Origin of the sequence: Acidocella sp. MX-AZ02, assembly GCF_000306035.1 — a bacterium.
Classification (GTDB): domain Bacteria; phylum Pseudomonadota; class Alphaproteobacteria; order Acetobacterales; family Acetobacteraceae; genus Acidocella; species Acidocella facilis.
The window spans coordinates 138,388-157,606 of the sequence record NZ_JH976209.1; the positions used below are offsets into that span (position 1 = coordinate 138,388).

Sequence of the window (19,219 nt, forward strand, 5' to 3'; positions counted from 1 at the left end):
GAAAAAAGTCCCCACACCCCCAAAAACTTTTATTAATTTAGCCAGAGATTTCCAGCGCCACCCCGGTTTCCTTCAGCATCGTGGTGATCGCTTCCGGCGGCGGGGCGTCCGTGTACAGCGCCGAAATCTGCGATAAATGCCCGATCCGCACCATCGCCGGGCGGCCGAATTTGGAATGGTCGGCAAGCAGAAATACCCGCCTGGAATTGCGGATGATCGCCTGGGTGCACATCACCTCATCCAGATCGTAATCGAACATGCCGCCCTCCTTGTCGATGCCCGAGACCCCGATAATCCCGATATCGGCGCGGAACTGCTCGAACATTTGCACCGCCAGCTGGCCGGTGATGGCGCCATCCCGGTTGCGCACCTTGCCGCCCGCCATCACAATCGAACAATCCTGATTTTCACTGAGGATTTTCGCAACGTTGATGTTGTTGGTGATCACCCGCAGATTGCGATGCGCCAACAGCGCCCGCGCCGCCTGCTCCGTCGTGGTGCCGATATTGATGAACAAGGACGCGCCCTGAGGCACATCCCGCGCCACCGCGCTGGCGATGCTCTGCTTGCGCGCGAGATTGATCACCTGCCGGCGCTCATACTCCATATTCTCGATGGAGGAGGGCAACCCTGCCCCGCCGCGATAGCGCGACAGCCGGCCCTCCGCGTCCAGCGTGTTCACATCGCGGCGGATGGTCTGCACCGTCACCCCGAAATGCTGAGCCAGCGCCTCGATGGTTTGGAATCCCCGCTTCGCTACCAGCTCGACGATCTCGCTTTGCCGGTCTTCATTGCCTTGTTTCTCGGACAGTGCACCACTCCTTGCTGGCCCCATATTAGGCCGGTTTCCCGGCCTCCGCCAGCGCCACCGGGCGGGCGGCATGTTGGCGGCGAACCGTGATTTATGCTGCATGTGCGAAATCGAACTCAATTTTCGATTTAAATTTTCGATTGCGAACATCGAAAATTCGGTTTAAACGCATGTCCGGTGGCTCAGGCCAAGGAAACCCAAGAAAGGTACTGTTTTGGACCAGGCTGGTATCGTGGATCTGTTGATCGTGGGCGGGGGCGTGAATGGCGCCGCCATCGCGCGGGACGCGGCCGGGCGCGGGCTCTCCGTGCGGCTGCTGGAGCAGCATGATCTGGCCCAGCACACCTCCTCGGCCAGCACCAAGCTGATCCATGGTGGCTTGCGCTACCTCGAATATTACGAATTCCGCCTGGTGCGCGAGGCGCTGATGGAGCGCGAGCGGCTGCTCAACATCGCCCCGCATATCATCTGGCCGCTGGAATTCGTGCTCCCGCATGAGGCGCATCTGCGCCCGGCTTGGATGATTCGCGCCGGGCTGTTTCTGTATGACCATCTGGCCAAGCGCCGCACGCTGCCCTCCTCCAAGGCGGTTTCGTTTGCGAAGCACCAGGCCGGGCAGGTGCTGAAGGCTGAGTATCGCCGCGGTTTCACCTACGCGGATTGCTGGGTACAGGATTCCCGGCTGGTGGTGCTCAACGCCATGGATGCGGCCGAGCGCGGAGCGGTGATCACCACACGCTGCAAGCTGCTCTCGGCACGGGTTGAGAACGGGGTGTGGCAGGCACAGACCGAGGCCGGGCCGATTGCCGCCCGCGCCATGATCAACGCCGCCGGCCCCTGGGTGGCGGAGGTGCTGAACAGCAAGCTCGGCCGCAACACCGCCGCCAGCGTGCGGCTGATCAAAGGCAGCCATATCGTCACCAAACGGCTTTATGAGGGCGACGAGGCCTTCATTCTGCAGAACCCCGACGGGCGCATCGTCTTCGTCGTCCCCTACGAAAACGAGTTCTCGCTGATCGGCACCACCGATGTGCCGTTCGAGGCGGATGCCAACAAGGTCGAGATTTCGGCTGAGGAAACCAGCTATCTTTGCGAATGCGTCAGCCGCTATTTCCGCAAGCCGATCACGCCGGCGGATGTGGTCTGGTCCTATGCCGGGGTGCGCCCGCTCTTTGACGATAAATCCGAGAATGCCAGCGCGGTGACACGCGATTATGTGCTGGATCTGCAGCACGATGCCAGCACCCCGCCTTTGCTCTCGGTGTTTGGCGGCAAGATCACCACCTCGCGCAAGCTGGCTGAGCACGCGCTGGAGAAATTGCTGCCGGCGATGGGCCGCAAGGTGGGCCCCTCCTGGACTGGCAAGGCGCCGCTGCCAGGCGGCGATTTCGAGGATTTCGACGCCTATCTGGCGCAGTTCCGCCAGCGCTTCCCGGCGCTGCCGGCGGCCCTGGCGCACCGGCTGGTGCGCAATTACGGCAGCCGCGCCGAGCGCTTCGCGGGGGCGGATATGGGTGAGGATTTTGGCGGCGGCATCAGCGCGGCGGAGATCGCCTACCTGGCCACGCAGGAATGGGCGCGAACGGCGGAGGATATTCTCTGGCGCCGCTCGCGTTTGGGGTTGCATGTGCCAGAGGGCACGGCAGCGCGTATCGATGACTATCTGAGCCGGATGCAACGCGCCGGCTGAAGGACTGCGATTTCAAATGACAACGAGGAAACGGCAACACATGACAAAATATGTCGGCGCCATCGATCAGGGCACAACCAGTTCGCGCTTCATCGTGTTCGACAAGGCGGGCAATATCGTCTCGGTCGCGCAGAAGGAGCATAAGCAGATCTATCCCAAGCCCGGCTGGGTCGAGCATGACCCGCTGGAGATTCTGCACAACACCAATGAGGTGATCGGCGCGGCGCTGGCGCGGGCCGATCTCTCGGCCAGCGATCTCGTCTCCGTCGGCATCACCAACCAGCGTGAAACCACGCTGATCTGGGACAAGGCCACCGGCAAGCCGCTTCATAACGCGCTGGTCTGGCAGGATACGCGGGTCGATCAACTCTGCGCCGAATATGCGAAAAACGGTGGCCAGGACAGGTTCCGCGCCAAGACCGGGCTGCCGCTGGCGAGCTATTTCTCCGGGCTGAAGCTGCGCTGGCTGCTGGAGAATGTGGAGGGCGCGCGCGCCAAGGCGGAAGCCGGCGAGGCGCTGTTCGGCACCATCGATAGCTGGCTCGCCTGGAACCTCACCGGCGGCGCGAAGGGCGGGGTGCATATCACCGATGTCACCAATGCCAGCCGCACCCAGCTGATGAACCTCGCCAGCTGCGACTGGGACGAGGACATGCTGAATGAATTCAAAATTCCGCGCGCCTGCCTGCCGAAAATCCTGCCCTCCTCGACCGTGTATGGCGAGATCACCACGCCGACTTTGCGCGGCGCCAAGCTCGCCGGCATTCTGGGCGACCAGCAGGCGGCGCTCGTCGGCCAGACCTGCTTCTCGCCCGGCGAGGCCAAGAACACCTACGGCACTGGCTGCTTCATGCTGATGAACACCGGCACCGAGCCGGTGCAGTCAAAGGCCGGGCTGCTGACCACTCTGGCCTACCAGTTTGACGGCGAGAAGCCGCGCTACGCGCTGGAAGGTGCGATCGCCATCACCGGCGCGCTGGTGCAGTGGCTGCGCGACAATATGAAGCTGTTCGATGTCGCGCCGCAGATCGAGCCGCTGGCGAAATCCGTCGAGGATAACGGCGATGTTTACATCGTGCCGGCCTTCTCGGGGCTTTATGCGCCGTACTGGAAAGAGAGCGCGCGCGGCGTGATTGCCGGGCTCACGCGCTTTGCCACCCGCGCGCACCTCGCCCGCGCCGCGCTGGAATCCACCGCCTACCAGACCCGCGACGTGGTCGAGGCGATGGAGACCGATAGCGGCATCAAGCTCTCCAGCCTGAAGACCGATGGTGGCATGGTCGCCAACGAGCTGCTGATGCAGTTCCAGGCCGATATTCTCGACGTGCCGGTGATCCGCCCGAAAGTGACGGAGACGACGGCGCTGGGCGCGGCCTACGCGGCCGGGCTGGCGACGGGCTATTGGAGCAATGTCGAGGATCTGCGCGCCAACTGGCAGGTGGACAAGCAATGGACCCCGGCTTTGGCCGCCGATAAGCGCGCGCATTACTACAAATCCTGGAAGAAGGCGGTTCAGCGCTCGTTCGACTGGGTGGACTGAGCAGACCGACGCGCCCCCGGCCGCGTGCTTTTGCCGGGGATCTCTCGAAGCAATAATCAATCAGGGAACATCAAGATGGGTTCGGTCTTTTGGGGCGAGCTGCTTGGCACCGCCACACTCATTCTCCTGGGCAACGGCGTTGTCGCCTGCGTCCTTCTCAATAAATCCAAAGGCCAGAATGGCGGCTGGATCGTGATTACCGCCGGTTGGGCATTCGCGGTGATGTGCGGCGTGTTCGTCGCCGCCGCCACCGGCAGCCCGGCCGCCTACCTCAACCCCGCCGTCGCGGTAGGGCTGGCGGTGGATCATGGCGGATGGGCGAAGCTGCCCATGGCCATCGCCGGGGATTTCGTCGGCGCGTTCATCGGCGCATCGCTGGTCTGGCTGCATTTCCTGCCGCATTGGCGCGAGACCGAGGATAAGGGGCTGAAGCTCGCCTGCTTCTGCACCGGCCCGGCCATTCGCAACATCGCCGCCAATATGATCAGCGAGATCATCGGCACCTTTGTGCTGGTGTTCGTCGTCGGCGCGATTTTCTCCAAGACGGCCTCGCCTAACGGCGTTGCCGGCGGGCTGGGGCCCTATCTGGTCGGCTGCCTGGTCTGGGGCATCGGCCTGTCGCTCGGCGGGACCACCGGCTACGCCATCAACCCGGCGCGTGACCTGGGGCCGCGCATTGCCCATGCGGTCCTGCCCATCGCCGGCAAGGGGGATGCGGATTGGAGCTATGCGGCTATCCCCGTGGTCGGCCCGCTGATCGGCGCGGCGCTGGCGGGGATGGCGATGTCGGCCTTCGGCATCTGAACCTGCTGTGATCCAGCGCCAGGGCGCGGGCGTATAAAGCCCATGCAGTCCTGGCGCCCGTTTCAACGCCCGGCCCTTGTGCCGGGCGTTTTTTTGTCAGCCAGCCGGCGCGTGCGGGCGTGAGGCGGCGCGTGCTGCTGCTGGCCGGATCGGCGCTGGGGCTGGCGGGGGGCCTCGGCTTTACAGCTTATTCGCCGGTGACGGTGCTGAATGCCTTTGCCCCCGGCGCGTTCACGGTAAAACGCAACCTCGCCTACCGCCCCGGGCCGCGCGGCCGGATGGATCTCTATCTGCCCCGCCAGGCGCAGGGCGCGCCGCTGGTGGTGTTCTTTTATGGCGGCAGCTGGCAGGAGGGGGACAAGGCGATGTACCGCTTCGTCGGCGCCGCGCTGGCCGCCCGCGGCTGCATGGTGGCGATTCCGGATTACCGGCTTTACCCGCAGGTGCGCTTTCCGGAATTTCTGGAGGATTGCGCCGCCGCCACCGATTTTGCCCGCCGCCTCGCCCCGTCCGCGCCGCTGGTGCTGATGGGCCATTCCGCCGGGGCCTATAACGCCGCCATGCTGGCGCTGGACGGGCAATTTCTGGCGCCGCACGGGCTGGTGCCGAACCGTGACCTCGCCGGCTGGCTGGGCCTCGCCGGGCCGTATGATTTCCTGCCGATCACCGACCCCGCCTTGCAGCGCATGTTCGGCTCCCGGGCGCAATGGCCGCGTACCCAGCCGATCAATTTCGTCACCCCGGGCGCGCCGCCTGCATTCCTCGCCGCCGGGCTGGAAGATCGCACCGTGGATCCCGGCAATAGCGAGAGGCTGGCGGCGAAGCTGCGCGCGCATGGCGATGCGGTGAAGCTGGCTTTGTATCCGGGGCTGGACCACCGCAAACTCGTCGGCGCGCTCTCGCCATATCTGACCTTCCTGGCGCCGGTTCTGAGGGATTGCATCGCGTTCATTAACAAAGTCGCGCCCTCGACCCGTTGAATGTTCACTGTTCTGTTATGGGACAGTGTGAGCTTTCAGGACGCTAAATTCAATTTGCTTTGCTGGACGGCGCGCGTGTGGTTTGAATAACTCAGCCAGTTTCCGGCCTTGGCATGCTCCTTGCTGGAACCTGGATACGTCCAAACGCGGCTTAACCGCGCACAACAAAGCGAGGAACCATACAATGCTCGACGCAGCCATCGCGCCTCTGTCGGGAAGCGCCCTTTCCGGGTTTTCCTTCAAGCCGCGCTACGACAATTTCATCAACGGCAAGTTCACGGCGCCGCTCTCCGGCCAGTATTTCGATAATGTCTCGCCGATCACCGGCCAGGTCTTCACCCAGGCCGCGCGCTCGAATGAGGCGGATATCAATCTGGCGCTGGACGCCGCCCATGCCGCTGCCGACGCCTGGGGCCGGCGCGCCCCGGCCGAGCGCGCCCTGGCGCTGCTGAAGATCGCCGACCGGATGGAGGAAAATCTCGATCTGCTCGCTTATGTCGAGACCGTCGATAACGGCAAGCCGATCCGCGAGACCACCGCGGCGGACGTGCCGCTGGCGATCGACCATATGCGCTATTTCGCCTCCTGTGTGCGCGCCCAGGAAGGCGCGCTCTCCGAGGTGGACGAGACCACCATCGCCTATCATTTCCATGAGCCGCTGGGCGTGGTCGGGCAGATCATCCCCTGGAATTTCCCGCTGCTGATGGCGGTGTGGAAGCTGGCCCCGGCTTTGGCCGCTGGCAATTGCGTGGTGTTGAAGCCGGCCGAGCAGACCCCGATTTCAATCATGGTGCTGATGGAAATCATCGGCGATCTGCTGCCGCCGGGCGTCATCAATGTCGTCAACGGCTTCGGGCTGGAAGCTGGCAAGCCGCTGGCCTCCTCCAACCGCATCGCCAAGATTGCCTTCACCGGCGAGACGACGACGGGCCGGCTAATCATGCAATATGCCAGCCATAACCTGATTCCGGTGACGCTGGAGCTGGGCGGCAAGTCCCCCAACATCTTCTTCTCCGACGTGATGGCCGAGGATGACGATTTCCTCGACAAGGCGATCGAAGGCCTGGTGCTGTTCGCGCTGAACCAGGGCGAGGTCTGCACCTGCCCGTCGCGCGCCTTCATCCAGGAAAGCATCTTCGATAAATTCATGGAGCGCGCGCTCAAGCGCGTCGCCGCGATCAAGCAGGGCAGCCCGCTCGATCCCTCCACCATGATCGGCGCGCAGGCTTCCTCCGAGCAGATGCAGAAGATCATGTCCTATATCGATATCGGCCAGCAGGAAGGGGCGAAGATGCTGATCGGCGGCGGCAAGGCCGATCTCGGCGGCGCCCTCTCCAACGGCTTCTACATCAACCCGACCGTGTTCCACGGCCATAACAAGATGCGTATCTTCCAGGAGGAAATCTTCGGGCCGGTGCTCTCCGTCACCACCTTCAAGACCGAGGAAGAGGTGCTGCACGCCGCCAATGATACGCTCTATGGCCTGGGTGCCGGCGTGTGGTCGCGCGATGGCAACCGCGCCTATCGCATGGGCCGCGGCATCAAGGCCGGGCGTGTCTGGACGAATTGCTACCATCTCTATCCGGCGCATGCCGCCTTCGGTGGGTATAAGCAGTCCGGCATCGGCCGTGAAACCCATAAGATGATGCTGGATCATTATCAGCAGACCAAGAATCTGCTGGTCAGCTACAGCCCGAAGCCGCTGGGCTTCTTCTAAGGGGTTAGGGACATGGATCAGCTCCCGGCACGCGTTTTGGCAACCGAAGCGGCGGTGGAGCTGATCCAAAAACTGCAGGCGAAACATGGCGCTGTCATGTTCCATCAATCCGGCGGCTGCTGCGATGGCTCGACACCGATGTGCTATCCGGTCGGCGATTATCTGGTGGCGCCGGACGATGTGAAGCTGGGTGAAATCGGCGGGGCGGAATTTTTCATGAGCGCCTCGCAGTTTGAATATTGGAAATTCACCCAGCTGATCATCGACGTTGTCTCCGGCATGGGTGGCATGTTCTCGCTGGAGAATGGGACGGGTTTGCGCTTCCTTACTCGCTCGCGTGTGTTCGAGGATGCGGAGCTCGCCGCTCTCGAGGCGGCCGTCTAAAGCCAAGCGACAAGCAAAAACAAGATCCGCGCCAGCAGCTGGCGGGCGCGGCGGGGAGGGCGCTTGCCTGAACCGTAACGAAGTCAGCACCAACATCAAGCCCGGTCCGGGGCAAAAATGGTTCAAGAATAGAGGGGAAACAGGATGAGCGTTTCGAAATATTCACGTCTGGCGCAGCGTTTGCTGACCGGGGTCAGCTTCACGCTGGCGGCAGGGCTGCTGGCCGCGCCGATGGCGCGCGCCGACCAGGCCGCCTACCAGCCGGTGACCAGCGACATGCTGGCCAACGCCGCCAGCAATGATGGCTGGCTGATGTTCAATCATGACTATACCGGGCAGAATTTTTCTCAGCTCAAGCAGATCGACACCAAGAACGCCGGCAAGCTGACCGAGGCCTGGACCTCCGACAAGATCGATATTCCCGATGCGTTCGAAGGCTCGCCGGTGATCAATGGCGATTATATGTTCGTCACCACCGCCAAGGACCATGTCATCGCCTATAACGCGACGACCGGCCAGAAGCTCTGGGAATATGACTACCAGCTGCCCACCGCCGCCTTCAAGACGCTGTGCTGCGACACCAATAACCGTGGCGTCGCGCTGTCTGGCGACATGGTGATTTTCGGCACGCTGGATAATCACGTGGTGGCGCTGGATGCCGCTACCGGCGCGGTGAAGTGGAATGTCACGCTGAAGGAGCCGGGCACCGGCTACTCCATCACCGAGGCGCCGCTGATCGTGAATGGCAAGGTCATTATCGGCACTGGCGGCGGCGAGTATGGCGCGCGCGGGCGCATCGTGGCGCTGGATGTCAATACCGGCAACGAGCTGTGGAAATTCTACACCACCCCGTCCGAGGACGAGCCGGGTGGCAAGACCTGGCCCGCCGGCGCCTACAAGACCGGTGGCGGCTCGCCCTGGATGACCGGCACCTACGACCCCTCGACCGACACGCTGTTCTGGGGCGTCGGCAACCCGGGCCCGTGGCTGGCGACGATGCGCCCCGGCGATAATCTCTACACCGACTCCCTGGTGGCGCTGGACCCGAATACCGGCAAGCTGAAATGGTACTACCAGTTCACCCCGAACGACACCTGGGATTATGACGGCGTCAACACCCCGGTGCTGACCGACCTGACCTATAAGGGCAAGCAGTACCAGGCGGTGATCCAGCCGAACCGTAACGGCTATCTCTACGCGCTGGACCGCACCACCGGCAAGTTCATCTATGCCGTACCCTTCGTGCACGATACCTCCGTCACCGGCATCAAGAATGGTGTGACCCAGACCAGCCAGGCGCTGCGCCCGGCCCTGGGCAAGACCATCACCACCTGCCCCTCCTTCCTGGGCGGCAAGAACTGGTGGCCGATCGCGGTGGACCCGATGAACCACACCGCCTACATCACCACGCTGCATGCCTGCATGAGCATGACCGGCGTGCCGGTGACCTATGCCGCCGGGCTGCCCTTCCTGGGTGAGACCTTCAAGATGCTGCCGGACCCGAAGGATCCGAATCTCGGTTCCTTCCAGGCGATCAACCTGAACACCGGCAAGCAGATGTGGCAGCACGAGACCAAGCAGGTCTGGGACGCGGGCGCGCTGAGCACCGCTGGCGGCGTTGTCTTCTCCGGCACCGTCGATGGCAAGCTGCACGCCTTCGATGCCAAGACCGGCAAGGATCTCTGGACCAGCCCGGCCATGGGCACCGCCATCCTCGCCGACCCTGTCGCCTATAGCGTCAACGGCACCGAATATGTCGCGGTGTGGGCGAGCTATGGTGGCGTCTGGCCGCTCTGGGGCGGCGCCCTCGCCGAGCCGCTGAAGAACACCCCGCGCTTTGGTCAGCTGCATGTCTATAAAATTGGCTCCTGAAGGTAACCTGACCCGGCCGCGCAAGCGGTCGGGACTTTTTGCCTCCGGTGCAATGCTGCTCGCGGCGGCATTGCTTTGCCCCGGCCTCGCCCACGCGGGCAGCATCACATTCTGCGTGGACAAGGCCAACCCGATGCTGCCGACCGACATGGCGGTGGCGCGGGCCGCGGCGCAAAAGGCGGGAGAGGTTGCGGTCTTCATCGAACGTGATTCGCTGAAATCCGAAACCGGCGGCGATGACGATGCCGGCCATGGCGAAAATATGAAAGCCATCAAGGCGCTGGTGCATAATTGCGATCTGGTGATGGGCTTTCCGCTTGAAGATGGCGGCGGCAATGTCCCCGCCGGTCTGGCGGCCTCGCGCCCTTATGCGCGCACCGGCTTTGTCGCCGTCGCGCAGGGGGATGTCTCCGGCGGTTTCAAGGGCTTGCTGCATAAAGGCACGATCGGGGTGCTGAACATGTCGCCGGCGGAGACCTATTTCACCACCGCGACGATGGCGCATGAGCATGTCTATTACACCAACGACCAGCTGCTCGGCGCCGTGCTGAACGGCGAGGTGAACACCGCGCTGATCTGGCGGCCCTGGCTGAACCAGCAGCTGGCCGCGCATCCGCAAAGCCTGCATGTCGCGGAATTGAACATGCCTTACGCAAACTGGAACGTTGTTGCTCTGTATCCGCAATCGGCGCAGAATAAGCCAGAGGTCAGGGCGTTCAATAAGGCGATCGAGGCGCTTGCTGCATCGCGGCAGCTAGGGGCTTTGGTCAAACCCTATGACGTCCCGGCTCACGGCGTCTCAGGCATGGAAGAGTGAGAAGAGTATGAAAAATATGAAGATTGCGGTCCTCGGTTTGGCCTTGTCCCTGGGCGCGGTGGCGGCGCAGGCGGCAACCCCGCCGGCGATCTATACCGATGCGCAGGCCACCGCCGGCGCCGATGCCTATGCGCAGAATTGCGCCATGTGTCACGGCGCGAAGATGGAAGGCGGCGCCGGCCCGGCCCTGGTTGGCCAGGCCTTCGCCTCCGCCAGCAACAACTATACCGTCGGCGCACTCTTCACCGAGATGGCCCAGCAGATGCCCGCCGGCCAGCCGGGCAGCCTGACCCATACCCAGTATGAGGACATCTTCGCTTATATCCTGAAGACAAACGGCTACCCTGCCGGCAGCACCGCCCTTAATTACGATAAGGCGATGGGCGACAGCACGCCGCTGGTCTCTCAGGTGAAATAACACCCGGCAAGGGTGAATGAAATTTGCAAGCGGTTTGCAAATAAGGGCGCGATGTCGCGCCGGATCATAATCAAGGAGGAATGGACAATGTGGCGTAAACCGACCGTGAAGCAGATCTGCATCGGCGCTGAGATCAACTCTTACGTCTCCGCGACCCGCAAGTAAGTGAGGCAACCGATCCAGGCATAGGCCACGTCTCTCCCATGCGTGTAATTGTGCTTGGATCGGCCGCGGGCGGCGGCTTTCCGCAATGGAATTGTCATTGCACGGGGTGCCGCCGGGCGCGGGCCGGAGACCCGGCCGTGAAGCCCAGAACCCAGGCCTCCCTCGCCGTCAGCGCGGATGGGGTGCGGTGGGTGCTTTTGAATGCCAGCCCGGATCTTCCCTCCCAGCTGCGCGACCATGTCATTCTGCATCCTGACCATGATGGCCCGGCACGGAATAATCCCGTGGCGGCTGTGGTGATTTCCGGCGGGGATATTGATTGCATCGCCGGGCTGCTGACGCTGCGCGAGGGGCATGAATTCCGGCTCTATGCGCAGGATTTCGTCCAGGCGATTTTGAACGGCAACCAGGTGTTCAGCGTGATGAATCCGGCGCTGGTGCGCCAGGAGAGTCTGCGCGTGAACGAGCCGGTGGCGCTGCGCGATGCGGCGGGGCAAAGCCTCGGGCTTTCGGTGGAAGCCTTTCCGGTGCCTGGAAAATTGCCGCTCTACCAGGAGGCGGGGCGGGACCTCGCGGCCCTGGTGAGCGATGACAGCGTCATCGGCCTGTCCGTAAAGGATGAAGCCGGACACAGGATTCTTTTCATTCCCGGCTGCGCCTACGTGACGCCGGATATTCTAACGCGCGCTCAACAAGCTGATATTCTGTTTTTCGATGGCACGCTCTGGCAGGATCGCGAGATGATCGATGCTGGCCTGAGCCAAAAAACCGGCGCGCGCATGGGGCATATTTCCGTTTCGGGTGAAGCCGGCACGATGGCCGCATTTTCCGCATTGACGCGGACTCGCAAGGTCTTCATTCATATCAACAATACAAATCCGATCCTGTGCGACGATTCCGAGGAAGCCAAAAAAGTCCAAGAAAATGGCTGGGACGTTGCCTATGACGGAATGGAGGTGACGTTATGACGAATATGCTTTCCCATGCCGAGCTTGAGGCAGCACTGCGCAATGTCGGCGCCACGCGCTACCATAGTCTGCATCCGTTTCATAAGCTGCTGCATGGCGGCAAGCTGAACCAGACCCAGGTGCAGGCCTGGGCGCTGAACCGCTATTATTACCAGGCCTGCATTCCGATCAAGGACGCGATCGTGCTCTCCCGCCTGCCGGATGCCGCCTCCCGCCGCGCCTGGCGCCAGCGCATCATCGACCATGATGGCGAGCGCGAAGGCGATGGCGGCATCGCCCGCTGGCTGCGTCTGGCGGAAGGGGTCGGGCTGGAGACCGCCTACGTGGAATCGACCCAGGGCATCTTGCCCGCGACGCGTTTTGCCGTGGATGCCTATGTGCATTTCGTGCGCGACCGCTCGCTGCTGGAAGCGGTCGCGTCCTCGCTGACGGAAATGTTCTCACCCACCATCATCGCCGAGCGTGTCGCCGGCATGTTGGCGAATTATGAATGGGTGTCGAAGGACACGCTGGTCTATTTCAATGCCCGCCTCACCCAGGCGCCGCGCGATGCGGATTTCGCCCTGGATTATGTGAAGCACCACGCCACCACCCGCGCCGAGCAGGACCAGGTGATCGCCGCATTGCGGTTCAAATGCGATGTGCTCTGGTCGCAGCTGGATGCGCTCTATGCCGCCTACGTCACGCCGGGTCATGTCCCGCTCGATGCGTTTGGCGCCGAGGCGGCGCTGGCGCGGTGCGCGTAACCGGCGAAACCGTCCCCCGCCTGCGCCGCGGGGTGCGCCGCCAGTTCGACAAGGCCCGTGACACCGCCGTGCTGATGGCCCCGGAGCGTGTCGTCGTGCTCGACGAGATTGCCGATGCCATCGTCACCGCCTGTGACGGGCAACGCAATATCGCTGACATCGTCGCGCTGCTCGCCGCGCGCTATCAGGCGCCGGTCGAGGAGATCGACGGCGATGTCAGGGAATTTCTGGAAGGCTTGGCGGAGTCCGCCTTGGTCACGCTATGAGCTCTATCGCACCGCCTTTCGCCTTGATGGCGGAACTGACCCATCGCTGCCCGCTGCAATGCCCCTATTGCTCCAACCCGCTGGAGATGCTGAAGGCGAACAAGGAGCGTGACACGGCGTTCTGGCGCGGGGTGATCAGCGAGGCGGCTTCGATGGGCGTGCTGCAGATCCATTTCTCCGGCGGTGAACCCAGCCTGCGGCCGGATCTGGCTGCGCTGATCGCGCATGCGACCGATTGCGGGATGTACGCCAACCTGATCACCTCCGCCGTGCTGCTGAACAGGGACAAGCTCAGCGCCTACGCGCAGGCGGGGCTGGGTCATGTGCAGGTGAGCCTGCAAGGCGCGGAGGCGGCGAATGCCGACCGGATCGGCAATTATAAAGGCGCGCACAGAAAGAAACTCGAAGTGGCGAAGCTGGTCACGCAGATTGGCATGTCACTCACCATCAACGCGGTGGTGCATCGGCAGAATCTTGAGGAACTGCCAGCGATCATCGATCTGGCGCTGGCGTTGGATGCGGACCGGCTGGAAATCGCGCATGTGCAATATCATGGCTGGGCGCTGGAAAACCGCGCCGCCTTGATCCCCACCCGCGCCCAGTTCGAGGCGGCGGATGCGCTGGTGGCGCGTAGGCGTGAGGAAATCGGCGCGCGTATGGTGATTGATTACGTGGTGCCGGATTATTATGCGGATCTGCCGAAAACCTGCATGGGCGGCTGGGGGCAGAAAATGCTCAACATCGCCCCGGATGGACGGGTGCTGCCTTGCCACGCGGCGGAGACGATCCCCGGCCTGACCTTCCCGCGCGCCGATGATCTGCCGTTGCGCGAGATCTGGGAAGGCAGCGACGCCTTCAACAAATTCCGCGGCACCGGCTGGATGCAGGAGCCTTGTTCCAGCTGTGCGTTGAAGGAAATCGATTGGGGCGGCTGCCGCTGCCAGGCAATGGCCATCACCGGCGATGCGGCGGCGACCGACCCTGTCTGCTCGCGCTCCCCGCGTCACGCGGCCATGAACGCGATGGCGGCGGCCGAGGCCCAGCAGGAGCCTGGTGACTTCAAATGGCGGCGGGTTTCATGATTTTGGCGGGCCGCACCAGGCGCCTGCTTCTCGCCAGTGCGGCTCTGGTTCCCGGACTGGCGATGGCGCAGACGAGCGACAGCTCAACTGACACCACCCCGCCGGTGATTAACGTTCACATCGGCGTTTCACCCTTGGGCGGCGGTGTGCCGTTGCAGAAATGGCCGACCGCCGTGCAAAGCTTCTCCGCGCAGGATCTGACCAAACAAGGGGCGGCGGATTTCACCGGGGCGCTGGCGCGGCAAGCCGCCGGCGTCAATCTGCAGAACAGCCAGGCCAACCCGTATCAGCCGAGCGTGCTTTACCACGGCTACGAGCTTTCCCCCATCCAGGGCACGCCGGCCGGGCTTTCGGTCTATGTGAATGGCGCGCGCTTCAACACGCCCTTTGGCGATCTGGCGCTCTGGAGCGTGCTGCCTGACGATGCCATCGATTCCTTCGATCTGGTCGATGGCAATCCGGTCTTCGGCCTCAATGCGCTGGGCGGCGCCATCGATGTGAAGATGAAAAACGGCTTCACCGCGCCGGGTGGCGTGCTGGAGCTGCAAGGCGGCTCCTTCGGCACGGTCGAAGGCCATCTTGAATATGGCAAGCAGGTTGGCAATGCAGCCGCCTATGTCGATATCTCTGCCGCCCGCAATACCGGCTGGCGCGACGCGCAAGGTTCGGACATCAAGAGCGCCTACGCGGATCTCGGCTGGCGCGGCAGCGCTGCGGCGCTGCATATCAATCTCATCGCCGGTAATTCCGGGCTGCATGGCCCAGGCACGGTGCCGGTGGAGGTGCTGGCGGCGGATCCCAACGCGCAATTCACTGGCCCGAATTCCATCAACGATAAATATCTGCGCCTCAGCAGCACGCTGGATCTGCAGCTGAGCCGCGATACCTCGCTGCAGGCGGTGCTCTATTACGAGAACATCTGGGAGCATCTGCTCAACGGCAACGGCCCGAGCGATCTTCCCTGCGGCGATGGGCAAAATCTCTGCCAGGGCGGGGCAGGGGGGAGTTATTCCACGGCGGCCGGCGGCGGCATCATTCCGCAATATCTGCCGAATGGCAATAATGCCTACGGGCAGCTCAACCTCAACACCACCAATACCAACGGCTATGGCGCCTCCGCGCAGATCACCCATAAGGGCGCGCTGGGCCAGCTCGTCGCAGGGCTCAGTTATGATGGCGGCTACAGCACCTACGGCGCCGCGGCTTATGATGGCGCCTTGTCGCCGAGCACGCGCGATTATTATGCGCTGCCCGGCACCGGGCTTGGCTATCCTGTCGATGAGCCCGGCAACGTGCCGGTGAATGTAGGCTTGCGCAACGCCTATTACGGGCTCTACGCGACGGATACGATCGACCTCACCAAAAAACTCTCCCTCACGCTGGGCGGGCGGTTCAATATCGCGCAGATCGCCTTGCATAATGAGCGTGGTTACGACCCCAACGCCGCGCCGGGCGGGCTGAATGGCAGCCATTATTATCAGCATTTCAACCCCTCGGTCGGCATGGCCTACGCGCTCACGCGCGCGGTGACGCTCTATGGCAGCTGGTCTGTGCAGAACGCGGCGCCGACCCCGGCCGAACTTTCCTGCGCCAGCCCGCTTGATAGCTGTGCCCTGGCGAATTTCATGTCCGGCGATCCGGCGCTGAAGCAGATCGTCTCGCAGAATTTCCAGGCCGGGCTGCGTGGGACGTTCGTTGTCGGCGGATTGAATTTCCTGAGCATCCAGGCGGATGTTTATGATGATGAAACCAGAGACGACATCGAATTCCTGCAATCGCCTTATAATCCGCAAGGCAACGGCTATTTCTCCAATATCGGCAGCGTGCACCGGCGCGGCGGTGATCTCGCGGCGCAGTTCGATAGCGCCAAATGGCATCTCTACGCATCCTATTCACGCGTGCAGGCGACCTATGGCGCCAGCTTTATCGAGCGCAGCAACAGCCCGAATGCCGATGCGAGCGGCAATATCACCGTCAATAGCGGCGATTTTCTGCCGGGCGTGCCGAAAAATCTCATCAAGTTCGGCGCGGATTACAAGATCACCCCGCGCTGGAGTGTGGGCTTCAGCGGCACCGCGCAGACGGGCAGCTATCTCTACGGCGATGCCGCCAATCTCGATAAGCCGTTGCCGGGCTATGCGCTGATCGATCTGAACACGCGCTACAGCGTCACACCGCATCTCACTTTGTTTGGCAGTATCGATAACGTCACAGACCAGCGCTACTATGTTTACGGCACCTATTCCAGCGTCGGCGGCGTCTATGTCGCGCAGGCGCCAAATTACAGCAACCCGCGCAGCTATTCCATCGGCGCGCCGGTGGCGGTGACGGCGGGAATGAAACTGACCTTCTGAGCTGTTGCGTTTCGAAGCAGTGATGAAAAACGTGACAGCTCAAATCCCAGCTCTCTCGTGAATTCCCAAGCAAAACCCAAGATCTTTCTTTGGCACGAATCCTGCTGAGACGATGACGCGATGCGGGCCGCCCGGAACACCGGGGTCTCGCATCGCCCCGGTCAAAAAAATCAAGGCCGGGACGTCCAAGTCAAAACCAAGAGACAAAGCGGCGCAGACCGGTTTGTCGATATGCAGGGGGTTTCATGAAGATCCAATCTCGTACCCATACCGCCCGGGCGCTGGCCTTGCTCGCGGGCACCGCTCTCGCGGGCTTTGCCGTGCCGGCCTTCGCCGGTTCCGTCACCCAGCCCGGCGAGACCATCGGCTTCGCGCCGGGCGCGCCGCTGCCGCAAGGCGTGTATCTGGTGGACACCACCGATTACGGTAATCTCGGCAAGGAAGCGCTGGGGGTAACCATTCCGGTTGTCGCCTGGTCCACCCCGGTGCATCTGCTGGGCGCGCGCGTGCAGCTTTACGCCGCCTTTCCGCTGGCCGAGGCGAGCGTGCCCGGCGCGCATGTGCAGGGCTGGTATAATCCCTGGTTCGCCGGCCAGCTGGCCTGGGATCTCGGTAACAATATCGGCGTGTCCTATCTGCTCGGCACCTACCCGAAGCTCTCCAGCCCGGTCGCGAATGACGCCACCACCATCAATCAGCGCTTCGCGGTGTCCTATACGGGGAATGGCCTCAATCTCTCCGCCAATCTGATCATCGGCAATGAGGTGAATAACTCCTCGGTCAATGCCTCCAAGGTGCCGAATTATCTCAACCTGGATCTGACCGCGACGAAGAGTTTCGGCAATTGGAGCTTCGGCCCGGTCGCTTATTATTCAACGGACACAAGCTCACCCTATTCCGGCTACCAGAAGCAGCATCAATTCGCGATGGGCGGTCTGGTCGGCTATAATTTCGGCAAGGTGGTTCTGCAATCCTACCTTACCCATGACGTTACCCAGACGGGCTATCTCGGCAACGACACGCGCTTCTGGTTCCGGTTCATTATTCCGGTCAGCTAAGCTGCCGTAAGACGACGAAGACAGGGCATGGGGGCGGAACGCCCCATGCCTTTTTGGCGTTGCTGAGCTTCCCGGCTTTAACAAGGCTGCGTTGAAACGCGGCGTTAAGCCCCTGACGACGCTTGAGCTTAGGTGTAGCTTTTCCATCATGGCGCGGCCCGCGCGTCATGACTCTCGCCCGATTATGGGCGCAAGACGAAGCAATCGTCAGCAGAGGAGTATGGAATGGCCGATCATCCGCAAAGTTTCTTGCCAGGCGCCAGCCTGTCTTACGTATCGCCGACGCGCCAGAGCGCCTGGGGCACCTATCTGGCGCAGGTGGACCGCGTGCTGCCTTATATGGGCGATCTCGCCCGCTGGTCCGGCACGCTGCAACGCCCGAAGCGGGTGCTGATCGTCGATGTGCCGATCGAGATGGATGACGGCAGCATCGCGCATTTCGAGGGCTACCGGGTGCAGCACAGCCTCTCGCGCGGCCCGGGCAAGGGCGGCGTGCGCTACCATCCGGACGTGACGCTGGAAGAGGTGATGGCGCTGGCGGCCTGGATGACGATCAAGAATGCCGCGGTCAATCTGCCTTTTGGCGGCGCCAAGGGCGGCATCAGGCTGGACCCGAAACAGCTGTCGCAGAGGGAGCTGGAAAAGGTCACCCGGCGCTATACCAGCGAGATCGGCATCATCATCGGCCCGCAGCGCGATATTCCGGCGCCGGATGTGAACACCAACGGCCAGATCATGGCCTGGATGATGGACACCTACTCCGCCAATGTCGGCGCCACGGCCACCGGTGTGGTCACCGGCAAGCCGATCAGCCTGGGCGGCTCGCTCGGGCGGGTGAAGGCGACCGGGCGCGGCGTGTTCGTCACCGGGCGCGAGGCGATGCGCCGGCTGAAGCTGCCGATGGACGGGGCGCGCATCGCGATCCAGGGTTTCGGCAATGTCGGCGCCAATGCGGCTGAGCTGTTCGCGCAGTCCGGCGCCAAGGTGGTGGCGGTGCAGGACCATGGCGGCGGCGTCTATAATGATAACGGGCTGGATGTGCCGGCGCTGACCGCGCATGTGCTGGAAAAAGGCAGCGTCGCCGGGTTTCGTGGCGGCGAGGTGCTGGGGCTGGAGGAGTTCTGGGACGCGAAGGTGGATGTGATCATCCCCGCCGCGTTGGAAGGCCAGATCACCGAGGCCCGCGCCGAGCGGCTGCGCGCCAGCCTGGTCCTGGAGGCCGCCAACGGGCCGACCGTGCCGGGGGCGGATGATATTCTCGCCGCGCGCGGTGTCACGGTGCTGCCGGACGTGATCTGCAATTCCGGCGGCGTCATCGTTTCTTATTTCGAGTGGGTGCAGGACTTCTCCTCCTTCTTCTGGAGCGAGGAGGAGATCAATCTGCGCCTGGACAAGATCATCACCGGGGCGCTGGCGCATATCTGGGCCACCTGCGAGCGGCATAAATTCAGCCTGCGCACCGGCGCCTTCGTGGTGGCGTGCGAGCGCATCCTGCAGGCCCGCAACGAGCGCGGGCTGTATCCCTGAGATGAAAAAAGCCGCCTTCC

General features: G+C 62.8%; 18 protein-coding genes. 17 read left to right on the plus strand and 1 reads right to left on the minus strand.

Translation table 11 applies throughout. From position 1 onward, the window contains the following. Nucleotides 1-37: 37 nt before the first annotated feature. Entirely contained in the window at nucleotides 38-835 is a 798-nt protein-coding gene (locus tag MXAZACID_RS12870; RefSeq protein ID WP_008494844.1) for a DeoR/GlpR family DNA-binding transcription regulator, read from the minus strand. A gap of 190 nt (nucleotides 836-1,025) precedes the next feature. Between MXAZACID_RS12870 and glpD the strand changes: the two genes are divergently transcribed. From glpD to MXAZACID_RS12950, 17 genes are all read left to right on the plus strand, one after another. After that, a complete protein-coding gene (gene glpD / locus MXAZACID_RS12875; protein ID WP_008494846.1) occupies nucleotides 1,026-2,501 on the plus strand; it encodes a glycerol-3-phosphate dehydrogenase in 1,476 nt (491 codons plus the stop codon). Between the two features lie 40 nt (nucleotides 2,502-2,541). After that, a complete protein-coding gene (glpK, locus tag MXAZACID_RS12880) occupies nucleotides 2,542-4,041 on the plus strand; it encodes a glycerol kinase GlpK (RefSeq protein ID WP_008494847.1) in 1,500 nt (499 codons plus the stop codon). A gap of 75 nt (nucleotides 4,042-4,116) precedes the next feature. Beyond that, complete coding sequence (locus tag MXAZACID_RS12885) at nucleotides 4,117-4,845, plus strand: MIP/aquaporin family protein (RefSeq protein ID WP_008494848.1); 729 nt, start codon at nucleotides 4,117-4,119, stop codon at nucleotides 4,843-4,845. 119 nt (nucleotides 4,846-4,964) lie between these two features. Beyond that, nucleotides 4,965-5,825, plus strand: coding sequence for an alpha/beta hydrolase (locus tag MXAZACID_RS12890; protein ID WP_144052793.1), 861 nt, complete (start codon nucleotides 4,965-4,967; stop codon nucleotides 5,823-5,825). A gap of 184 nt (nucleotides 5,826-6,009) precedes the next feature. Next, complete coding sequence (adh, locus tag MXAZACID_RS12895) at nucleotides 6,010-7,542, plus strand: aldehyde dehydrogenase (RefSeq protein ID WP_008494850.1); 1,533 nt, start codon at nucleotides 6,010-6,012, stop codon at nucleotides 7,540-7,542. Nucleotides 7,543-7,554: 12 nt separating this feature from the next. Further along, complete coding sequence (locus tag MXAZACID_RS12900) at nucleotides 7,555-7,926, plus strand: DUF779 domain-containing protein (RefSeq protein ID WP_008494851.1); 372 nt, start codon at nucleotides 7,555-7,557, stop codon at nucleotides 7,924-7,926. 144 nt (nucleotides 7,927-8,070) lie between these two features. Continuing rightward, entirely contained in the window at nucleotides 8,071-9,798 is a 1,728-nt protein-coding gene (locus MXAZACID_RS12905) for a PQQ-dependent dehydrogenase, methanol/ethanol family (protein WP_008494852.1), read from the plus strand. A 52-nt stretch (nucleotides 9,799-9,850) separates the two neighbouring features. Then, nucleotides 9,851-10,615, plus strand: a complete 765-nt coding sequence (locus tag MXAZACID_RS17920) for a transporter substrate-binding domain-containing protein (RefSeq protein WP_008494854.1) — start codon at nucleotides 9,851-9,853, stop codon at nucleotides 10,613-10,615. A gap of 16 nt (nucleotides 10,616-10,631) precedes the next feature. After that, on the plus strand, nucleotides 10,632-11,033 hold the full coding sequence (locus MXAZACID_RS12915) for a c-type cytochrome (RefSeq protein WP_234730365.1): 402 nt from the start codon (nucleotides 10,632-10,634) through the stop codon (nucleotides 11,031-11,033). 51 nt (nucleotides 11,034-11,084) lie between these two features. After that, nucleotides 11,085-11,198 (plus strand): pyrroloquinoline quinone precursor peptide PqqA, encoded by a 114-nt coding sequence (gene pqqA / locus MXAZACID_RS18360; RefSeq protein ID WP_083878757.1) that lies wholly within the window; start codon nucleotides 11,085-11,087, stop codon nucleotides 11,196-11,198. A 38-nt stretch (nucleotides 11,199-11,236) separates the two neighbouring features. Continuing rightward, complete coding sequence (gene pqqB / locus MXAZACID_RS12920; protein WP_039885370.1) at nucleotides 11,237-12,166, plus strand: pyrroloquinoline quinone biosynthesis protein PqqB; 930 nt, start codon at nucleotides 11,237-11,239, stop codon at nucleotides 12,164-12,166. Next, nucleotides 12,163-12,912: a pyrroloquinoline-quinone synthase PqqC gene (gene pqqC / locus MXAZACID_RS12925; protein ID WP_008494860.1), complete on the plus strand. Its 750-nt coding sequence runs from the start codon at nucleotides 12,163-12,165 to the stop codon at nucleotides 12,910-12,912. The genes pqqB and pqqC overlap by 4 nt, the downstream gene beginning before the upstream one ends. After that, the gene (gene pqqD / locus MXAZACID_RS19400; RefSeq protein WP_008494861.1) at nucleotides 12,903-13,178 is read left to right on the plus strand and encodes a pyrroloquinoline quinone biosynthesis peptide chaperone PqqD; all 276 of its coding nucleotides are present in this window, start codon (nucleotides 12,903-12,905) and stop codon (nucleotides 13,176-13,178) included. The genes pqqC and pqqD overlap by 10 nt, the downstream gene beginning before the upstream one ends. Further along, complete coding sequence (gene pqqE / locus MXAZACID_RS12935) at nucleotides 13,175-14,260, plus strand: pyrroloquinoline quinone biosynthesis protein PqqE (protein WP_008494862.1); 1,086 nt, start codon at nucleotides 13,175-13,177, stop codon at nucleotides 14,258-14,260. The genes pqqD and pqqE overlap by 4 nt, the downstream gene beginning before the upstream one ends. Next, nucleotides 14,242-16,614 carry a TonB-dependent receptor gene (locus MXAZACID_RS12940; protein ID WP_008494863.1) on the plus strand — a complete coding sequence of 791 codons (2,373 nt, stop codon included), beginning with the start codon at nucleotides 14,242-14,244 and terminating at the stop codon, nucleotides 16,612-16,614. The genes pqqE and MXAZACID_RS12940 overlap by 19 nt, the downstream gene beginning before the upstream one ends. 245 nt (nucleotides 16,615-16,859) lie before the next feature. Beyond that, nucleotides 16,860-17,672 carry a transporter gene (locus MXAZACID_RS12945; RefSeq protein WP_008494864.1) on the plus strand — a complete coding sequence of 271 codons (813 nt, stop codon included), beginning with the start codon at nucleotides 16,860-16,862 and terminating at the stop codon, nucleotides 17,670-17,672. Nucleotides 17,673-17,897: 225 nt separating this feature from the next. After that, nucleotides 17,898-19,199, plus strand: coding sequence for a Glu/Leu/Phe/Val dehydrogenase (locus tag MXAZACID_RS12950; RefSeq protein WP_008494865.1), 1,302 nt, complete (start codon nucleotides 17,898-17,900; stop codon nucleotides 19,197-19,199). The last annotated feature ends 20 nt before the right edge of the window (nucleotides 19,200-19,219 follow it).